This window comes from Mesorhizobium hawassense, from assembly GCF_003289945.1.
GTDB lineage: Bacteria > Pseudomonadota > Alphaproteobacteria > Rhizobiales > Rhizobiaceae > Mesorhizobium > Mesorhizobium hawassense.
On sequence record NZ_QMBP01000005.1, the window covers coordinates 1 to 18362 of the forward strand.

At 65.6% G+C, this 18362-nt stretch carries 21 protein-coding genes; 13 read left to right on the forward strand and 8 right to left on the reverse strand.

From position 1 onward, the window contains the following. Positions 1-162: 162 nt before the first annotated feature. On the forward strand, positions 163-810 hold the full coding sequence (locus DPM33_RS12390; protein WP_112097733.1) for a hypothetical protein: 648 nt from the start codon (positions 163-165) through the stop codon (positions 808-810). A gap of 6 nt (positions 811-816) precedes the next feature. Further along, entirely contained in the window at positions 817-2820 is a 2004-nt protein-coding gene (locus DPM33_RS12395) for an amidase (RefSeq protein WP_112097734.1), read from the forward strand. Between the two features lie 209 nt (positions 2821-3029). On the opposite strand, the gene DPM33_RS12400 is transcribed toward DPM33_RS12395, so the two are convergent. Continuing rightward, complete coding sequence (locus tag DPM33_RS12400) at positions 3030-4244, reverse strand: MFS transporter (protein ID WP_112098032.1); 1215 nt, start codon at positions 4242-4244, stop codon at positions 3030-3032. Between the two features lie 122 nt (positions 4245-4366). On the opposite strand from DPM33_RS12400, the gene DPM33_RS12405 reads away from it, so the two are divergent. The 7 genes from DPM33_RS12405 (at position 4367) to DPM33_RS35800 (ending at position 9431) form a co-directional block, all read left to right on the forward strand. Beyond that, positions 4367-5275: a LysR family transcriptional regulator gene (locus tag DPM33_RS12405; RefSeq protein WP_112097735.1), complete on the forward strand. Its 909-nt coding sequence runs from the start codon at positions 4367-4369 to the stop codon at positions 5273-5275. A gap of 246 nt (positions 5276-5521) precedes the next feature. Next, positions 5522-6061, forward strand: coding sequence for an isochorismatase family protein (locus DPM33_RS12410; RefSeq protein ID WP_112097736.1), 540 nt, complete (start codon positions 5522-5524; stop codon positions 6059-6061). 24 nt (positions 6062-6085) lie between these two features. Further along, complete coding sequence (locus tag DPM33_RS12415; protein ID WP_112097737.1) at positions 6086-6541, forward strand: GFA family protein; 456 nt, start codon at positions 6086-6088, stop codon at positions 6539-6541. 291 nt (positions 6542-6832) lie between these two features. After that, complete coding sequence (locus tag DPM33_RS12420) at positions 6833-8071, forward strand: amidohydrolase family protein (RefSeq protein WP_112097738.1); 1239 nt, start codon at positions 6833-6835, stop codon at positions 8069-8071. A gap of 39 nt (positions 8072-8110) precedes the next feature. After that, positions 8111-8830 (forward strand): DJ-1/PfpI family protein, encoded by a 720-nt coding sequence (locus DPM33_RS12425; protein ID WP_112097739.1) that lies wholly within the window; start codon positions 8111-8113, stop codon positions 8828-8830. A 76-nt stretch (positions 8831-8906) separates the two neighbouring features. After that, entirely contained in the window at positions 8907-9005 is a 99-nt protein-coding gene (locus DPM33_RS37740) for a putative RiPP precursor (RefSeq protein ID WP_425373493.1), read from the forward strand. 159 nt (positions 9006-9164) lie between these two features. After that, positions 9165-9431 (forward strand): DUF1127 domain-containing protein, encoded by a 267-nt coding sequence (locus tag DPM33_RS35800; RefSeq protein ID WP_146770231.1) that lies wholly within the window; start codon positions 9165-9167, stop codon positions 9429-9431. 108 nt (positions 9432-9539) lie between these two features. Here DPM33_RS35800 and DPM33_RS12430 read toward each other — a convergent pair whose 3' ends face one another. From DPM33_RS12430 to DPM33_RS12440, 3 genes are all read right to left on the reverse strand, one after another. Next, complete coding sequence (locus DPM33_RS12430) at positions 9540-9836, reverse strand: putative quinol monooxygenase (RefSeq protein WP_112097740.1); 297 nt, start codon at positions 9834-9836, stop codon at positions 9540-9542. Positions 9837-9848: 12 nt separating this feature from the next. After that, entirely contained in the window at positions 9849-10163 is a 315-nt protein-coding gene (locus DPM33_RS12435) for a GYD domain-containing protein (RefSeq protein WP_042642850.1), read from the reverse strand. Positions 10164-10400: 237 nt separating this feature from the next. Continuing rightward, positions 10401-11141: a sulfotransferase family protein gene (locus DPM33_RS12440; RefSeq protein WP_112098033.1), complete on the reverse strand. Its 741-nt coding sequence runs from the start codon at positions 11139-11141 to the stop codon at positions 10401-10403. 325 nt (positions 11142-11466) lie between these two features. Here DPM33_RS12440 and DPM33_RS12445 point away from each other — a divergent pair, with 325 nt between their 5' ends. Both DPM33_RS12445 and DPM33_RS12450 read left to right on the forward strand, forming a co-directional pair. Beyond that, complete coding sequence (locus tag DPM33_RS12445; RefSeq protein ID WP_208648400.1) at positions 11467-12633, forward strand: aminotransferase-like domain-containing protein; 1167 nt, start codon at positions 11467-11469, stop codon at positions 12631-12633. Between the two features lie 456 nt (positions 12634-13089). Continuing rightward, positions 13090-13635 (forward strand): YbhB/YbcL family Raf kinase inhibitor-like protein, encoded by a 546-nt coding sequence (locus DPM33_RS12450; protein WP_112097742.1) that lies wholly within the window; start codon positions 13090-13092, stop codon positions 13633-13635. 252 nt (positions 13636-13887) lie between these two features. On the opposite strand, the gene yghU is transcribed toward DPM33_RS12450, so the two are convergent. After that, a complete protein-coding gene (yghU, locus tag DPM33_RS12455; protein ID WP_112097743.1) occupies positions 13888-14757 on the reverse strand; it encodes a glutathione-dependent disulfide-bond oxidoreductase in 870 nt (289 codons plus the stop codon). Between the two features lie 224 nt (positions 14758-14981). Between yghU and DPM33_RS12460 the strand changes: the two genes are divergently transcribed. Continuing rightward, positions 14982-15884 (forward strand): S1C family serine protease, encoded by a 903-nt coding sequence (locus DPM33_RS12460; protein ID WP_112098034.1) that lies wholly within the window; start codon positions 14982-14984, stop codon positions 15882-15884. A gap of 13 nt (positions 15885-15897) precedes the next feature. After that, positions 15898-16851 (forward strand): LysR family transcriptional regulator, encoded by a 954-nt coding sequence (locus tag DPM33_RS12465; protein WP_112097744.1) that lies wholly within the window; start codon positions 15898-15900, stop codon positions 16849-16851. Here the strand turns inward: DPM33_RS12465 and DPM33_RS12470 are convergent. From DPM33_RS12470 to DPM33_RS12480, 3 genes are all read right to left on the reverse strand, one after another. Next, positions 16802-17524 (reverse strand): SDR family oxidoreductase, encoded by a 723-nt coding sequence (locus tag DPM33_RS12470; protein ID WP_112097745.1) that lies wholly within the window; start codon positions 17522-17524, stop codon positions 16802-16804. The genes DPM33_RS12465 and DPM33_RS12470 overlap by 50 nt on opposite strands. A gap of 124 nt (positions 17525-17648) precedes the next feature. Then, a complete protein-coding gene (locus DPM33_RS12475; RefSeq protein WP_167449040.1) occupies positions 17649-18080 on the reverse strand; it encodes a type II toxin-antitoxin system VapC family toxin in 432 nt (143 codons plus the stop codon). Positions 18081-18082: 2 nt separating this feature from the next. Then, positions 18083-18277, reverse strand: a complete 195-nt coding sequence (locus DPM33_RS12480) for a hypothetical protein (protein ID WP_112097747.1) — start codon at positions 18275-18277, stop codon at positions 18083-18085. Positions 18278-18362: the final 85 nt, after the last annotated feature.

Consider the following 18362-nt stretch of genomic DNA (forward strand, 5'->3'; position numbering starts at 1 on the left):
GGGGGAGATCAGCAGCGGCGTGCTCAGCGCCATTCCTCCAACGCGATTGCGGAAAGCGTATGCGCCAGCCAACCTTCCCCCTTGCGGCGAAGACACCCAGCGGGGCAAGAAAGTGACTGCACGCCAATTGAGCGAGCCTGAGCCACCGTCAAAGGCAAGAGCATGAATAGTTTCCTGGACGAGGTTGAAGCATCGTTTCCCGCAGCGCTGCACCTTCCTGAAGAGCTCAGGATGGCACTCCGCTGGATGGAGCAAAATGGCTTTGTCCAGCAGGAGGCAATTCGCTACTGCGGACTTTATCCTGCAAGTGTGCCGCGAGGATTGCGCTCGGCATCGGCCCATTTCACCAAGGTTGATTCTAACCATGCGGGATACTGGCTGGGCAATCACGACACGTCGGTCACAAGCAGGCTGGCGCCATTTATCGTTACTGGGGCCGATGGATCCTACGCGGGGCTTTGGCTGGACGATAGCGGACGGCAACGATTCGTGCATATGGGCTCTGGGTCCGGTTCCACGCTGGCCTGTGTGTTGGTGAGCAATGCTGTCGATCTCTTGCGCTTTTTAGCCATCGGCTATGAGGAAACATGTTTGCCGGATCTTTTCGACCTTACACCCGAAGGCGCTTACGCGGAGGAATATTCGAACGATCCATACCGCCCGCCTTTAGAGTTCCGGCATTGGGTAGAAACCAGCTTTGGGGTTCAAATCCCAAAAACTGCCTCAGAGATTGTCGGGCAGACAGCGTGTATGGACGACGGTTATTCTGATGATCCCTTCTGGCAATGGGCTCGCAAGGTTGCCGCTTAGAATCCCATGACATCATTCCATCTCGTCGAATCCTCGATCGCCGATCTGCGCCGCGCGCTGGAGGATGGCATGGTCACCAGCGTCGAGCTCACCGCCGCGTATCTGCGGCGCATTGCGCACTACGACCGGCACGGCATCGCGCTCAACGCCGTGCCGATCCTCAACCCGAACATGTTCGAGGAGGCGGAAGCGTCCGACCGCCGCCGCCGTTCTGGCAAGTCGCTCGGGCCGCTCGACGGCATCCCTTACACCGCCAAGGACAGTTACAAGGTGAAAGGCCTGACGGTCGCCGCCGGCTCGCCGGCCTTCGAGCATCTGACGGCAAGCGAGGACGCCTTCACCATCGCCCGGCTGCGCGCCGCTGGCGCGGTGCTGATCGGTCTCACCAACATGCCGCCGATGGCCAATGGCGGCATGCAGCGTGGCGTCTATGGCCGCGCCGAGAGCCCGTACAACAAGGATTTTCTCACAGCTGCCTTCGGTTCGGGCTCGTCGAACGGCTCGGGGACGGCGACGGCTGCCAGCTTCGCCGCCTTCGGGCTGGGCGAGGAAACCTGGTCGTCCGGGCGCGCTCCCGCCTCCAACAACGCCCTGGTCGCCTATACGCCGTCGCGCGGTGTGATCTCGGCCCGCGGCAACTGGCCCCTGGTGCCGACCATGGATGTCGTGGTGCCGCACATGCGCAGCGTTCCCGACCTGCTGGAACTGCTCGACGTCATTGTCGCCGACGATCACGAGACGCGCGGCGATTTCTGGCGCGTGCAGCCCTGGGTGGAGATCCCGAAGGCCTCGGCGCTGCGGCCTGCAAGCTATGCCGCGCTGCCGCTGCAAGGCGCGCTCGAGGGCAAGCTTCTCGGCGTGCCGAAAATGTATATCGGCAGGGATGAAGGCGCGGACCGCCCGATCGAAACCCGCGCGTCGGTGCTGGAGCTCTGGCGGCAGGCGGCGCGCGACCTCGAAGCGCTCGGCGCCGAAGTGGTCGAGGTCGATTTTCCCGTCGTCTCCAATTACGAGCGCGACCGCCCCGGCGCGCTGTCGATGGCCGATCGCGGCCTGGTGCCGCCGGACTTCGCCGAGCGCGATCTCTGGGACCTGTCGATCTGGTCGTGGGACGATTTCCTGCGTGCCAATGCCGACCCGGCCATTCCCGATCTCGCCTCTGTCGACGGCAGGAAGATCTTCCCGCAGCCGCCCGGCGCGCTGCCCGACCGTTACGGCGACGCCGACTTCGATCTGGCGCACTATGTCGAGCGCGCCCGGACAGGTGTGACGCCGCTCATGGAGATTCCCACCATCGAAGAGGGGCTGAAAGGCCTTGAGGCAACGCGCCACGTCGACTTCGAGGCGTGGCTCGATGCCAACGGCCTCGATGCGGTGGTGCTGCCGGCCGTTGCCGATGTCGGCCCGGCCGATGCCGACGTCAACGAAGCCTCGGCCGCGCTTGCCTGGCGCAATGGCACCTGGGTCGCCAACGGCAATCTCGTCTGGCGCCATCTCGGCATCCCGACGGTGACGGTGCCGATGGGCACCATGGCCGATATCGGCATGCCGGTCGGGCTGACTTTTGCAGGCAGGGCCTATGACGATGTCGCGCTGCTGACGATTGCCGGCGACTACGAGCGCGCCACGCAGCGCCGCACCGTTCCGCCACGCACGCCGGCGCTGGCCGACGACGTGTTCGAGGGCAGGGCGGGTGCTGCCTGCGATGCGCCGCTCGGCCTCACGCTGAGCGTCGAGACGATCCACGGTGGTGATACCGATGAGATTGCGATCGTGCTAGCGGTTGGGGCGGAGGAGCCGGCCGCCGTGAAAGTCCACGTCAACGGCGAATCGGTCCTCATGCAGGCAAACGGCAGCCGCCACACCGGCCGGGTGGTCGTGCCTGCCTCGACGCATCAAGGGTTTCATAGCGTCTGGCGAGCGGCCTATGGCTCGATCGTCACGGCAGTGGTGCGGTTGCCGGATGGGCGCGCAGGCGGTGCGTATGTTGTGACGGGCGGGATTGGCTGAGGCGGCGAAGCTGCTGATCTCCCCCCTCGTGGGGGAGATGGCCGGCAGGCCAGAGGGGGGGCGCTGTCCCGCCGGCGTCTCAATCAACCTTCGCGCTTGGATAAGACCCTCGCAAGGCAAATTAGGAAAGCCGCGTTCCTTCGCGCCCCCCTCTGCCCTGCCGGGCATCTCCCCCACAAGGGGGGAGATTGGCAGTTTCGGCGCCGCCGCTACCCCACCAAATCCACCACCAGCGCCATCACCCCGAACACCGCTCCAACGGCGCATACCGCGTTCCAGCCGCCCCAGGCCCAGGCGATGCCGGCCAGCAGCGAGCCGATCGCGCCGCCGATGAAGAAGATGCCGACGAACAGCCCGTTGATGCGGCCGCGCGCCTTCGGCTGCAAGAGGTTGACGGCGCGGCGGCCGAGCGTCTGATCGCCGACGACGCCGATGTCGAGCAGCACCGCGCTCGCGCCCATCAGGATGAGCGGCAGCCATGCGCCGCCGGTCGCGGCGGCTCCCGCAAAGGCGGCGAGTCCGAGCGCCGCAATCAGCACGAGATGGCAGGCAATCGTCGCCGGCCGCGTCCAGCCGCGGTCGCCGGCGCGCCCGAACAGCGGCGTCCCCGCCGCGCCCCCGGCGCCGACCAGCGCGAACAGCGCGATGCCCTTCTGGCTGAGGTCGAAAGGCGGAGCCGCGAGCCTGAGCGCCACCGCCGTCCAGAACACGCTGAAGCCCGCCATCACCAGGGCTGCGGTCAGGGCACGCCGCCGCAGCACCCGCTCCTGGCGCAGGAGCTCGAGCAGCGAGGCGATGAGCGCTGTGTAGCTCGCATGCGCCAGTGGCCGGCGCTTCGGCATGGCGAAGCCGAGCAGGAGGGCGAGCAGCGCCAGCGTCGCGGCGACGATGCCGTAAAAGGCGCGCCAGCCGAAAGCGTCGGCGACGAGGCTGGCCAGCGGCCGCGACAGCAGGATGCCGATCATCAGCCCGCTCATCACGTCGCCGATGACGCGCCCGTCCTGTCCGGGGGGCGCCATGGAGGCCGCGACCGGCACCAGCACCTGGATGCAGGAGGACGCCGCGCCCAGCACGAACAGCACGAGGAGCAGCGAAGCCGCCGACGGCGCGACGGAAGCGACCGCCGACGCCAGCACCGCCGCGCCGAGCATGCGCAGCACCAGCACGCGGTTCTCGACCAGGTCGGCGAGCGGCACCAGGAAGAACAGCCCGGCGGCATAACCGAGCAGGGCGGCCATCGAGACGAGCCCGGCCTCGGATGCCGCCGCGCCCAGCGACGGGCCGATCAGCCCGACCAGCGTCTGCGGCGCGAAGATGTTGGTGATGATGATGCCGACCGACCCGGCAAACAGCAGTGTCTGCGCCCGGGTGATGGTTTGAACGCCGGTCTCGGCAGGGGCCGCGGCGAACGCCGCCGGCACCATTTCAGCGTTGTCCGATCCGTCCATGATGAGTCCTCGCAATCCTCATATCTCACGAGTACTTTATTCCAGGTCAGCATAATGCTACAATTCAAATGACCTGATAATGATTATGCGAGATGCGCATGAACATTCACGATCTCGAAGCTTTCGTCGCCGTCGTCGAGACCGGCTCCATCGTCGGCGCCTCGGCCAGGCTGAACCTCACCCAGCCTGGCGTGACGCGCCGCATCCAGAACCTCGAGGAACGGCTGGCCACCCCCTTGCTCGACCGCCAGTCGAAGCCGTTGAAGCCGACGGTCGCCGGCCGGGAGGCCTACGAGCATGGCCGCCGCGTGCTGCGCTCGCTGGAAGACCTGAAGGCGGGCGTCTCGCTGGACGGCGCGGTGCGCGGCGAGTTCCGCCTCGGCATCATGCCATACCTGTCGACCAGCGCCTTGTCGGCGCCGCTCGACAGCCTGCGCGAAGCCTTCCCGCAGCTGACGCTGAAGATCACCTCCAGCCTGTCGCCGCGCCTGGTCGAGCAGGTGCAGCACAGCGAGATCGACGCCGTCGCCGTCTGCCTGCCCGAAGGGGTCGCGCCGCCGCCGGAGCTTGCCTGCGACGATCTCGGCGCGCAGTCGGTGCTGCTCGTCGCTTCGCCGGACCTCGGCGTGCCGAGGCCCGTCGAGATCGGCGCGCTGTCGCGCTACCCCTGGGTGCTCAACGAAACCGGTTGCGGCTTCCGCGCCTTCATCCGACATCGCTTCGAGGTGGCAAGGCTGCCCTTCCATGTCGGCGTCGAGGCGCAGGGCGCGGACTTGCGTATGTCGCTGGTGGCGCGCGGCCACGGCATCGGCATCGTCACGCCGGGCGCGCTGTCGGGCAGCCAATGGCGCGACGCCGTCGAGGCGGTCGACTGCCCCGGCTTCAAGCCGCAGGTGCGCTGCTGGCTCTTGCACCGCCCGCCCGCCGGCAGGCTGGCGCGGCCGATCGCGGTTTTCCGCGATGCGCTGGCGGAAGCGCTGAAAGGCCCAATGCCGCTGATGTCGTAGGGCGGGGCGCCGGAACCGCCGATCTCGCCCCTTGTGGGGGAGATGGCCGGCAGGCCAGAGGGGGGCGCTGTCCCGCAGGCGTTTCGGTCAACCTACCGACCACTGGGATCGATGCTGGTGGGCCAACTGGGGAACGCCGCGTTCCTTCGCGCCCCCCTCTGCCCTGACGGGCATCTCCCCCACGAGGGGGGAGATCACTCTCTCCCCCGCCTTGACCCATCCCCCACCCACGCTATCTTCGCCGCCATGCCAGACACCGCCACCGCACCGCTCATCGTCATCGACCTGCAGACCGGCATGTTCGACGGCCGTTTCGAGCCGCCGATCCATGACGCCGACGCCATCGCCGAGCGTACGCGCGCACTGATCGACTGGGCGCGCAACTCCGGCCGTAAAGTCGCGTTCGTGCGCCATGACGGGCCGGAAGGCGACCCGCTGGCGCCAGGCGCTTCCGGCTGGCCGGTCTGGCCGCTGCTCGGCCAGGCCGCCGACGAGCCGACCTTCGGCAAGCGTGTCGGCAACGCCTTTTCCAACCCCGAGCTGGCCGAATGGGTGGCCTGGCAGGGCGCCAGGAACGTCGTACTCATCGGCGCCCAGACCGATTTCTGTGTCGCCGCCACCGTGAAGGGCGCCTTTGCCGAAGGGCTCGGCGTCACCGTGGTCTCCGACGCGCATTCGACGCTGGACAGCGACAAGGAAAAGGCGCCCGACATCATCGCCCGCCACAACGAGGCTTTCGCGGCGCAGGGCGTGCGGATGACGACGACGGCTGAGCTGGTTGGCTGAGCGCGAGAACCCGAGGAGCCCATCTTGCCCGACCTCGCTCTCCCCGCCGAAGGTGGCTGCCGCTGCGGCCGCGTGCGCCTGAGGATCTTGGCGAAGCCGTTGCTCACCATGGCCTGCCATTGCACCGGCTGCCAGTCGATGTCGTCCAGCGCCTATTCGCTGAGCGCGGCCATTCCCTCGCAAGGTTTCGAGATCACCAAGGGCGAGCCGGTGATCGGCGGGCTGCATGGCGCGTCGAGGCATTATTTCTGCGGCCACTGCATGACCTGGATGTTCACCCGCCCCGAAGGGCTCGACTGGTTCGTCAATTTGCGCCCGACCATGCTCGACGAGCATGCCTGGTTCACGCCCTTCATCGAGACCTGGACGGCAGAGAAATTGCCCTGGGCGACGACGGGAGCGGTACACAGCTACACGGCGCTGCCGTCCTTCGAGGAGTATGAGCCGCTGGTCGCCGAATACGCCGGCGCGCAAGCCTGACGAAGTGCACGGCTGGTCAAAAAAACGGCGACCTGGTCAGGTCGCCGTTGGCATCTCCGTCAATGGTCGACGCGTCCGTTGGGGGCGCATTGTTGGGGATGTGCTTGGGCGTCCGCGTCGACCACGGCGGCCTCATACCGCAGACTCCACTATCGCATTTTTTTGGTGCGCGGAAACTTACGCGAAAGCGGAATAGGCGGGGGTGATCTCCCACAACGAGCGAAACACTTTCCAGCCCCGCTGCATTGACCTCATTCATCGGAAAGGCGACGAGTAACCCGGTCACTTTCAATGGATTGCATCTTGAACCAGACTCATTTTCTCAACGCCCGGCTGGCCGATGGCACGGTCGCCGACCTCACCGTGGCTGGCGGCCGCTTCAGCGCCATCGCGCCGGCCGGCAACGCAGCCAGGTCCGGCGCCGTCGATCTCGCCGGCCGGCTCGTCCTGCCGGCTTTCGTCGAAGGCCATATCCATCTCGACACTTCCTTCTACGGCGATGCCTGGCGCCCGCACGTTCCCTGCGCCAATGGTTTCGACGTGCGCGAGCGGGTGGCTTTCCAGATGCGCAACCTCGAGCAGGCCGCGCCGATGGCGGAGCGCGCGAAAAACCAGCTCGAGCTCTGCGTCGGCCACGGCAGCCTCGCCATGCGCAGCCATGTGATGGTCGATGCGGCGGTCGGGCTGAAGCATGTCGAGACGATCCTCGCCGTGCGGGAGAAATACCGCGACCTCATCGATATCCAGCTCGTCGCCTTTCCGCAGAGCGGCATCCTGTCCTCGCCCGGCACCGCGGAGTTGCTCGACGAAGCGCTCAAGCTCGGCTGCGACCTGATCGGCGGGCTCGATCCGGCGAGCTTCGACCGCGATGTGAAGGGCCATCTCGACGTCGTCTTCGGTCTTGCCGAAAAGCATGACGCCGGCGTCGACATCCACCTGCATGACCGCGGCACGCTTGGCCTGTTCGAGATCGAGGAGATAGTCGCCCGGACCACGGCATCAGGCATGCAGGGAAAGGTCGTCGTCAGCCATGCCTATGGGCTGGGCGACATCTCCGCCGATGCGTTGGCCGGAGCGGGCGAGCGGATCGCCGCCGCCGGCGTCGCCATCATGACCAACGCGCCCGGCGATCATCCTTTCCCGCCAGTGGCCGCGCTGCGCAAGGCGGGTGTCACGGTCTTCGCCGGCTCCGACAACATCCGCGATTCCTGGTGGCCCTATGGCGATGGCGACATGCTCAACCGCGCCAACATGATCGGCTACCGCTCCGGCTTCTATGAGGATTGGGAACTGGAAGCGGCTTACGACGTGGTGAGCCATGCCGGCGCCAGGGCGCTGGGGCTGGAAGGTTATGGCATCGCGGTTGGTGCGAAGGCCGACTTTGTGGCGCTGAAGGCCGAGCATGTGCCGGAAGCAGTGGTGGCGGTGCCGACGGAGCGCACGGTCTATCGCGCAGGCAGGGAAGTGGCACGGGGCGGGAAGGTGAGCTTTCTAGGCTGCCCTATATATCGCTCGCCTGACATTGCCTGAAACGGTAGACTGAATCCGAATGGCTTTGGAGGGATAGCCATGTCGCAATTCAATGTCGGCTTCGTCATTTTCCCGGGCATCACCCAGCTCGACTTAACCGGCCCGTTCGAGGTCTTGAGCCGGCTGGCAACGCCTGCCTCCATGTCCGTACCGAGCCGGTTTCCGCAGGCGAAGACCTTTGTCGCGGCCAAGACCATGGCGCCGGCCGTGAGCGACCGAGGCCTTCTACTGCTGCCCGATTGCACCTTCGAAGACTGCCCGCCGCTCGACCTGATCTGCGTGCCTGGCGGCGCAGGCATCATCGACGCGCTCGCCGACGTCGAGACGATCGGTTTCATCCGCCATCAGGCAGCGAATGCCCGCTACGTCACGTCGGTCTCCATTGGAGCTTTCCTGCATGGCGCCGCCGGGGTGCTGAAGGGGCGTCGCGCCACCACGCATTGGGCGCATACCGACCTGCTGCCGCTGGTCGGCGCCACCCACGAAAAGGCGCGCATCGTGCGCGACGGCAACATCTTCACCTCGGCTGGCGTGTCCGCCGGCATCGACTTCGCTTTCGCGATCGTCGCCGAGCTTGCAGGACCTGAGGTCGCAAAAGCCATACAGCTTTCGATCGAGTATGACCCCGCGCCGCCTTTCGATGCCGGCCACCCCGACAAGGCATCTGAAGCGGCAGTTGCGCTAATGGTCCAGCGCAACGCCGCCGCCCACGCAGGGATCGAGCAGGCGCTGGGCAGGCTGTCGATGTCGGCGAACTGAGCCGCAGGCCCTCCGTTGGCTTGACAGCCTGTGTGCCGATACCTCACCTTCCGCGCGAGGTTGGGGAACAAGGACCATGAAGAAAGAATACTCGAAGCCGACGCTCGTCCGCATAGGCCGGCTCTCGGCCCAGACCGCGCAGCAGGCCGGATCGGATTCGCAGGCGCCGGAGTAAGGCGCGGCTTCTTTTCGACGGGAATGTGAATCAGAACATCGGGCGATGGGCTTAAGCGTCTGCGGTACAGGCCATGCGTTCCGACACCCGGCACGCAAGCTGTGCGGCCGATCCCGGTAAATTAGTTTGCATGCATATGTTTCAAGCCATCCCGGCTTCGTGAAGCATTTCACCGTTCGCGCGCAATCCCCTGGTTACAGACGCATCGCAAAAGCGGCGCCGGGTGAATGGGCGGCGCCGGTTTGCGCCGCTGATTTATGGGAGTTTGCGATGTTCAAAAGTCTCAACCGAATCCGCGCCGCCTTCGCGCAGGCCAGCAAGCGCCGCCGCACGACGCGCGAACTCAACGAATTGCCGACCGAGATCAAGAAGGACATCGGCTGGCCGGACAGGGCCGAGCCGGACGAAATCCGGTTGCCGTTCTGAGGCAAAGACAAACGCGCCGCCCCAACGCGGGCGGCATGTCGCCGGGTTCGGCCGCCGGCGTCGGCCGATCACACATGGTGGTCCGGCCACGCCTTTCAGGAAACGTCCTCAGCCAATTTCGGCAACGACTGTCCCGGACACCGGATCGGTCACGCCGAGATCGCCGCCGAGATCCTCCAGCATATCGCGGAACGTGTCGAGAATGCCGATCATCATCGGGCGCGCCGCGGCGAGGCTGTCCATGTCGTTCCACTCGCCGACCATGCAGAATGTGCGCTCGCCGGTCTTGATGAGCGCACCTTTGCGAAAGCCCTTGGCGTTCAGCGAAACCTTCGCGTGCGCGTCGACGAAGGCTTTCTCCTTGCCTGGCTTGGTACGAAAACGGACGACGTTGTAGGCGGTCATGGCGTCCTCCCGTCAGCCGGCGGGCTTGTAGGCGCCGGCTGCCTTGTTGGCGGCCGCGATCACTGCCTTCATGTCGAGCTCTTCGAGGACGACGAGATCGCTCACCGAACCGCTTGCCCGCACGGCAAGCGTCATACCCATCCCGGCAATCTGGTCCGGAACCTCGCCATTGACGATGACGTCGTAGAGGCCGCGCGTGAACATCAGGCTGTTCATCCGGCCGCCGACGCTTTCAAACAGCGCCGCGATGGCTACTTCCCGGTTCGATCCTTGCATCAGCCCTTTGGCGGCATGGGGTTCGTAAGTCGCGAGTATGGTAACCTTCATGGGATCCTCCTCCAGATATCATGAGCGCCCGGCTGCTCGAGCAGCGCGGACTTGCTGGCTTTTCCTTGGTATTTGACCTGGTCCGTGGACCGCCGGGACGACATGGCCAACGGCGGTTCAGCCGGAGCATGGCTTCGGCTTCCTACAATATGCGCTTTTTCTAATATAACGACAATCCCGCCATGTGCCGGCGGCGGGGGCCCTTGCCCGCTTATCGACCGTCGCGAGTGGCTGTCGTTATCCCAGCCACCACCACAGCCCGCCAATCGCAAACGCGATGGCCAGCGCGACGCCAGCCAGCATCGCATAGGATCCCATGATCATCCCGCTGATGATCTTCTTGATGCTGGCACGGTCGTTGAGGTTGGGGAAGGGCTCATTGGGCAGCGCGACGCCGAGGAAATCGCAGAGCGGCGCCCAGCCGTCGCTGGCCTTGAACACCAGGAGCTTCTCCGGCGGCACCGCCGCCTTCACCTCGGAGATATAGGCATTGTAGCGCGCCACCGCCTTGTCGCGGTCGTCCATCACGCCCTTCAGCGTTCGGCCCCAGACCAGCTTGCGTGACATGTCGCCGAACTTGCGGCCGAACGGCGTCAGCCATTCCAGCACTTTGAACTGCCAGACATTTTCCGTGAAGTAGATCGTGTCGATGGTGCTGTCGTACCAGGCTTCGGCGCCGCGCGGATGCAGCGTCAGAAGCACTTTTGCTTCCGGATAGGCAGCCATCAGCTCGCGCCACACGCAGCAGCCGGGATTGTCGACGGTCGCCCGGTAATTGGCGAAGACCCGGTTCCAGTCGTGCTGGCTGCCCGGCTGGCTGTTCGCCACCTTGCGCCAGAAGTCGAGATGGCCCTTGTTGGCCTTGTTGATGATGACTTCCTGCATATGGTAGCTCGGAAAGCCAAGCCGGTTCAGCGCGGCGAAAGTCGACCATGTGCCGGTGCGGCCGAACCCGGCCCCGATGAGTTCGAGTGTCATGCGCATCCCCCTGCAGCCGGATTGTTTTTCTCTCAGTTGCCGGCTAGCTGGTTGCGATCGTGCGCCTGGCCAAACCATGGCGCAATGGTTTTTCATTAGCATTTGCGAAAATCCGGGGCCAACGCATGTCGCCCAAAAGTGCGAATCGGTTTTGCGAGTACGATTTGCGTGAAAGAATGTCGTCTGAACGATGCGCCATGACCGTTTTGTGTATTCACGCGAGGCGCCGCGACTGATAATAGGTCAACCAAGCTGACCTAAATAGAAGCACTGCGGGAGGTGCGCCTTGACCCTGTTGAACCTTCTGGCCTCGCGCTCGTCGCGCATGAAGGCTTCGGAAATCCGCGAGCTGTTGAAGCTGCTCGACCAGCCGGACATCATTTCGTTTGCCGGCGGCATTCCCGACCCGTCGCTGTTTCCGGCGCAGGCGATCGGCGATGCCTACCAGGCCGTGCTCGGCGGCCCGGAAGCAGGGACGGCCTTGCAATACCAGGTCAGTGAGGGCTTCCTGCCGCTGCGCAAATGGCTGGCCGGCCAGATGGGCAAGCTCGGTATCCAGTGCGACGAAGGCAATATCTTCATCACCTCCGGCTCGCAGCAGGCGCTCGACTATCTCGGCAAGCTCTTTTTGTCCCCCGGCGACACGGCCTTGGTCACCTGGCCGACCTATCTCGGCGCGCTGCAGGCCTTCAACGCCTATGAGCCGCGCTACGACCGGCTGAACACCGCCGGGGGCAACATGACGCCGGAGGCCTATCGCGCCGCTGCGGCTGCGAATGGCGGCAAGGTGAAATTCGCCTACCTGGTGCCGGATTTCGCCAACCCGACCGGCAACACGCTGGACGCCAGGCAGCGCGAGGCGGTGCTCGACCTTGCGGGCGACCTCGACATCGCCGTGATCGAGGACGCCGCCTACCGGGCGCTGCGCTATGACGGCGAGGGCGTGCCGCCGATCCTGGCGCTCGACTGCGCCCGTTCGGGCGGCATCGACAAGGCGCGCACGCTCTATTGCGGTTCCTTCTCGAAAATCCTGTCGCCCGGCATGCGCGTCGGCTGGGTCTGCGCGCCGCGCCATGTCGTGGAAAAGCTGGTGCTGATGAAGCAGGCCTCCGACCTGCACAGCCCGTCGATCAACCAGATGGTCATGCACCGCGTCGCCGAAACCATCTTCGACGATCAGGTGGACAAGCTGATCGGCGCCTATCGCAAGCGCCGCGACGGGCTGCTTGGCGCGCTCGAAGCCAATATGCCCGACGGCATTTCCTGGAGCCGCCCGGACGGCGGCATGTTCGTCTGGCTGACGCTGCCGGAAGGCACGGATGCCACCGAATTGCTGGCGCGTTCGGTCAAGGAGGCGCGCGTCGCCTTCGTGCCCGGCAACGCCTTCCACGCCGACGGCACCGGCCGCAACACGCTGCGCATGTCGTTTACGTTGGCCGACGACCGCGCGGTGGGCGAGGGCGTGCCGAGGCTGGCCAAGCTGCTGAAGTAAGGGACGCGCGGCGTCTAAGCTGCCAATCTCCCCCCTCGTGGGGGAGATGTCCGGCAGGACAGAGGGGGGCGCGAGGAACGCGGCCTTTCCGTCTTGTCCGTCTTCCAACCGCTGAGACGCGGGCGGGACAGCGCCCCCCTCTGCCTTGCCAGGCTTCTCTCCCACAAGGGGGAGATCAGCAGTTTAATTCGCCGGCTATCACCTGTCTCTCGCGCAGGCGTGATTGGTAGTGCGCAGGCGTGATTATCGGCCCGGCCGGTTCCTCGGCTAGGGTCGCGACCGATCCAACACCCCCTGGATCGACCCGACCGTGGTGTCCCACCTCCATGGTCCGTATGAAAGAGCCCCGACGGCCTCCACCGGCGGGGCTTTTTCGTTTTCCGTGCAGGCCGGCGCGTCGGCTGCCCTCTTTCGGGCCGCTTTTGCGCTACGCTGCGTTATCTCAGGGAGGATAGGATGAGTTTGCGCCTCGGCTTCATCACGCTAGCCCTTGCTGCCTTCGCCACCCAGGCGCAGGCGTTCGAGATCTCCAGCCCGTCGGTCTCCGACGGCAAATGGGATGCGAAACATCTCGGCGACAAGGCCGGCTGCGGCGGCAAGAGCGTCTCGATCGCGCTTGCCTGGAAGGACCCGCCGGCCGGCACCAAAAGCTACGCGCTGACCATGTTCGATACTGACGCCAATGGCGGCAAGGGTTTCTGGCACTGGCTGGCCTGGAACATCCCGGCCAGCGCCAAGGGTCTGAGCGAAGGCGCCGGCGCGCAGGGCGGCAAGCGCATGCCCAGGGGCTCGGTGCTGGGCAAGGGCGGCGTTGGCCGCGCCGGCTATTTCGGCCCATGCCCGCCGCCGGGCAGCGGCGAGCACCACTATGTCTTCACGCTCTATGCGCTCGGCGAAAAGACGCTGCGCATTCCTGACAATCCGCTGCCGGACATGGTCTCGGTCGCCGCCAAGAGCTCGGCGCTGGGCGAGGCGAGCGTGACGTATACATACGGGAGGTAGCGGAGTTGATCTCCCAGCGACCTTCGCATTCGTCATCCTAGGGCGAAGCAAGGAGCGAAGCGACGCGCGCAGACCCTAGGATCCATGCCGTGGCGCTAAAGCGTTGCAACGGTTACAGAATTCTGCACCGTTGCGCTCCACGAGAGAGGTCACGGCATGGATCCTCGGGTCAAGCCCGAGGATGACGAAGCGTTGGCTGGGCCGAGAACCAAGCGCTGAAAGCTGCCCCCCTCTGGCCTGCCGGCCAAGCATTTACTCCGCCGCTTGCAGCTTGTCCTGCGTCTTCGTCTCGAAGTCGCTGGCGTCGTGGCGCTCGCGCAGCTGGAACGCCGGATCGCCGGACATGCGGTTGACCATGCGGCCGCGCTTCACCGCTGGCCGCGCGTCGATCGCGTCGGCCCAGCGCTGCACGTTCTTGTATTCGTGCACCGAGAGGAACTGATGGGCGTCGTTGTAGCTGCGGCCCTTGGCGAGCCCGCCATACCAGGGCCACACCGCCATGTCGGCGATGGTGTAGTCGGGGCCGGCGAGATATTCGCTCTCCGCCAGCCGGCGGTCGAGCACGTCCATCTGCCGCTTGGTCTCCATGGCGAAGCGGTCGATGGCATATTCGATCTTCTCCGGCGCATAGGCGTAGAAATGCCCGAAGCCGCCGCCGAGATAGGGGGCCGAGCCCATCTGCCAGAACAGCCATGAGAAGGTTTCGGCGCGTGCCGCGCGCTCGGTCGGCAGGAATTCGCCGAATTTCTCGGCGAGATAGGTCAGGATCGAACCGGACTCGAACACCCGAACCGGCTTCGGCTCGCTGCGGTCCATCAGCGCCGGGATCTTCGAGTTCGGATTGACCTCGACGAAGCCCGAGCCGAACTGGTCGCCGTCGCCGATCTTGATCAGCCAGGCATCGTATTCGGCGCCCTTGTGGCCGAGCGCCAGAAGCTCCTCCAGCATGATCGTTACCTTCTGGCCGTTGGGCGTGGCCAGTGAATAGAGCTGCAGCGGGTGCTTGCCCACCGGCAGTTCCTTGTCATGCGTCGGGCCGGCGATCGGCCGGTTGATCGAAGCGAACTCGCCGCCATTCGGCTTGTTCCAGGTCCAGACTTTCGGCGGGATGTATTGGTTCATCGTGACGGCCTTGCGGGTTCGGGAGGGCAGCGACGTCTGCTGATGCCGATAGACTTAGGTGCGGGTTTGCGCGCGTCAAAGAAAAAAGTTCAATTTTCGTTGAACTAGTGCTTGGGCCAGCATCTTTCCCTTCTCCCACAACAAGGGGAGAAGGGAAATCCGCCCTTGCACCGCGCGCCTTTGGCCATACTTATAGAAAAACACCCGCAATGCAGGATGGATCGATGACCATCGAGAAAATTTCGCGCTCCGTCGTTGCCGTGCGCGCCACGGTTCCGGACGACGCTTTCACCGCCAATGCGCTCGGCACGCGCCGCGAGGGCAGCGGCGTGGTGATCCGCGACAACGGGCTGGTGCTCACCATCGGCTACCTCATCACCGAGGCCGAGGAGGTGTGGCTGACCGACCAGGACGGCCGCGTGGTCGCGGCACATGCTCTGGCCTATGACCAGGAGACCGGCTTCGGCCTGGTGCAGGCATTGTCGCCGCTCAATCTGCCGGCGGTCCAGCTCGGCAACGCCAGCAAGGCCAGTATCGGCGACGCCGTGACGCTCGCCGACGGCATCGGCCAGCAGGTCGACGCCCACATCGTCACCAAGCAGGAGTTCGCCGGCTACTGGGAATATCTGATCGACGAGGCGATCTTCACCGCGCCCGCGCATCCGTCCTGGGGCGGGGCGGGCCTGTTCGACCGCGACGGCAAGCTGCTCGGCGTCGGCTCGCTGCGCCTGCAGATGAGCCGCGCCGGCGAGGTTGCCGACATCAACATGGTCGTGCCGATCGACCTCTTGCGGCCGATCCTTGACGACCTCATCAAGCGCGGCCAGGCGGCCAAGGCGCCGCGTCCGTGGCTCGGCGCCTTCTCGGCCGAGTCGAACGGCATGGTGGTGGTGATGAGCGTGGCCGAGGGCGGCCCGGCGGCAAAGGCGGGCCTGCGCCAGGGCGACATCATCTCCGACGTGCGCGACGGCGAGGTCGACGGTCTCGCCGATTTCTACAGAAAACTCTGGGAGAACCCGGCCGGCTCGGAAATTCCGCTGCGCGTCGTGCGCGACGGCCGCGAGACCTGGCTGCGCGTCAAATCCGCCGACCGCAATTCCTTCCTGAAGAAGCCGCAGCTGCAGTAGCGCCGCCCGCCCGATGCATCCGAGGCTGCTGACGACCTTTCTGGCGGTCGCGCGAACACGCAACGTCACGCGCGCCGCGCAAGAGGTCAATCTCGCCCAGTCGAGCGTCAGCGACCAGATCCAGGCGCTGGAGGCCGAGCTTGGCGCCAGCCTCTTCACCCGCTCGCGGCAGGGGCTGGACCTGACGCCGGCGGGCGAGGCGCTGAAACCCTACGCCGAGGATCTGCTGGCGCTCGCCGACGACGCACGCGCCGCCATCGACGCCACCAGGGCAGGGACGGCCGGCAGCCTTTCGATCGGCGCGCTGGAGACGATCGCCGCCGCAAGGCTGGCTCCATGGCTCGCCGCTTTTCGCGCCGCGCACGCGGGCATCGATATCAAGCTCAGGATCGCCGGCAGCGGCGAGTTGCTGCGCCGGCTGGGCGAGGGCGAGATCGACGTCGCCTTCTGCTTCGAGCGGCCCGCCGATCTTGAAGTTGCCGACGCGCCGGACCAGCGCCTGATGAGGCGCGTCGTGGCACACGAGCCATTGGCCCTGATCGCGCCGCCCGGCGACAACCGGGTGGATGTCGATCTGGCGGCGCTAGCCGAAAAGCATTTCGTCGCCACCGAGACCGGCTGCGTCTACCGCGCCATGGTCGACAAGGCGTTTGCCGAGGCAGGCCTGGGCAAACCCGGCCTCGCCGCCGAAGCCGGTAGCATCGACGCCATCGCCGGGCTGGTGGCGGCCGGCGCCGGCTTTGGCCTCGTGCCGCGGCTGGCGGTCGCCGCCGCGATCGATCGCGGCGAGGTGGCCGAGCTTGCCTGGCCCGGCCCGGTTCGCTCGGCCGACATCGTCATGACCTGGCGGCGCCGCCGCGTCCAGCCGCCGGCGCTGAAGGCGCTGCTTGCTGCTGTCGATGAGGGCTTTGCTTCGGTCAGCTCAGCCGGTGCCCGCCCTCGACATGCAGTGTCGTCCCCGTCGTAAAGCCGTTGCCGATCAGGAAACGGATCGCGTCGGCAATGTCGTCTGGCCGTCCGACCCGTCCGGCCGGCAGGCGCTTCGCCATCGCGGCCAGCGTCTCGTCCTTTTTGTCACCGGCGACGAACTCCCAGATCGGCGTGTCGACCCAGCCGGGCGAGACGGCGTTGACGCGGATCGGCGCCAACTCGACCGCCAACGCCCGCACCAGCCCTTCCAGCGCTGCGTTGACCGCCGCGACCACCGCGCCGCGCGCCGCCGGCCGGTAGGCGGCAATGCCGGAGACGAAGGTCAGCGAACCGCTCGACGCCAGCTTGGGCGCGCCATGCTTGGCAAGCAGCAGCGGCCCATAGAACTTGCTCTCCACCACCCGCTGCGCGGCCGAAATTTCGATCTCGGGCAACAGCCGGTAGGCGCCTTCGATCGCGGCGGCCGTGCTGACGATATGGTCGAGCCGACCGATACGCGCGAAAAGTGCCGCGACCTCATTCTCGCGGCTGATGTCGACCGCCGCCGTTTCGAGCGCGTCAGGGCGGCCGAGCCCGTCCCGCGCCGCGCTCAGCTTCGCTCCGCCGCGCCCGGCGATGATGACGTGCGCGCCTTCCTCGAGGCAGCGCCCGGCGAGCGCCAGCCCCATCCCCGAACTGCCGCCGACGATCAGGATTTTTTCCATGTCCATGCCTTTCCTCTGCATGGACGCCGATGTGGCAGGCGGCCGCGCGAAGCGGAAACGGAAGAAACCGATAGTGCTATCGGCGAGTCCGATGGCATTGGCTAGCTGGCCGGTTGCCGTATTTCGCCAATCAACAATCTACAATCTGCAGATATTGGGGCACCGCAAGCCCGCGCATCACGTGGTCTCGCGTCATGATCGGGATTTTGCGAACCCGGGCGGTAGCGATCAGATAGCAGTCGCCTGGGTCCTTGTGGCCAGTCACCGTCACCACGGCTGCCGCCTCTATCGCGATACGCTGTTTGATTGGAATGATTTTAGCCGCAGTAGCTTCAATTGCGGCCGAAAACCAGCGTGCCGGAGTATTGGCACCGAGGTCAGGCGGTGCCTTGTGCGCGGGCTTCCGCGCTGCAATAGCCAACTCCCATGCTGTGATCGGAGATACGAAAAGCGTGCCGGCGTCTTGATTTTCGCCGATTGCCACCAGCGCATCATTGGAAAGCGGCTCGGCGCCACTCACTAGCCAGTAAAGAACGTGAGTGTCGAGCAGGATGCCCGGCACTATCAGCCTTTAGCCGCGTGTTTCGCAGTCTGCGGCTTGCCTTTGAGGGCTTGCTCGGCGATAGGCTTCGTCAAGTCCACGTTCTTCTTGATCGCGAACTTGCTGCCTTTCAGCGATTGCGCGCCGCGCACGGTCACAAACTGACCGGTCTTCGCGTTGCGGACTGTCACGTTTGATGCGGTGCTTGTCTTAGCCATGCTCCCTATATAGCCACTTTCGCACGTTCGGACGAGGGCAATTGTGTTCAGGGGTGACGATGCTCGTTGAAGGAAGACTTCTGTA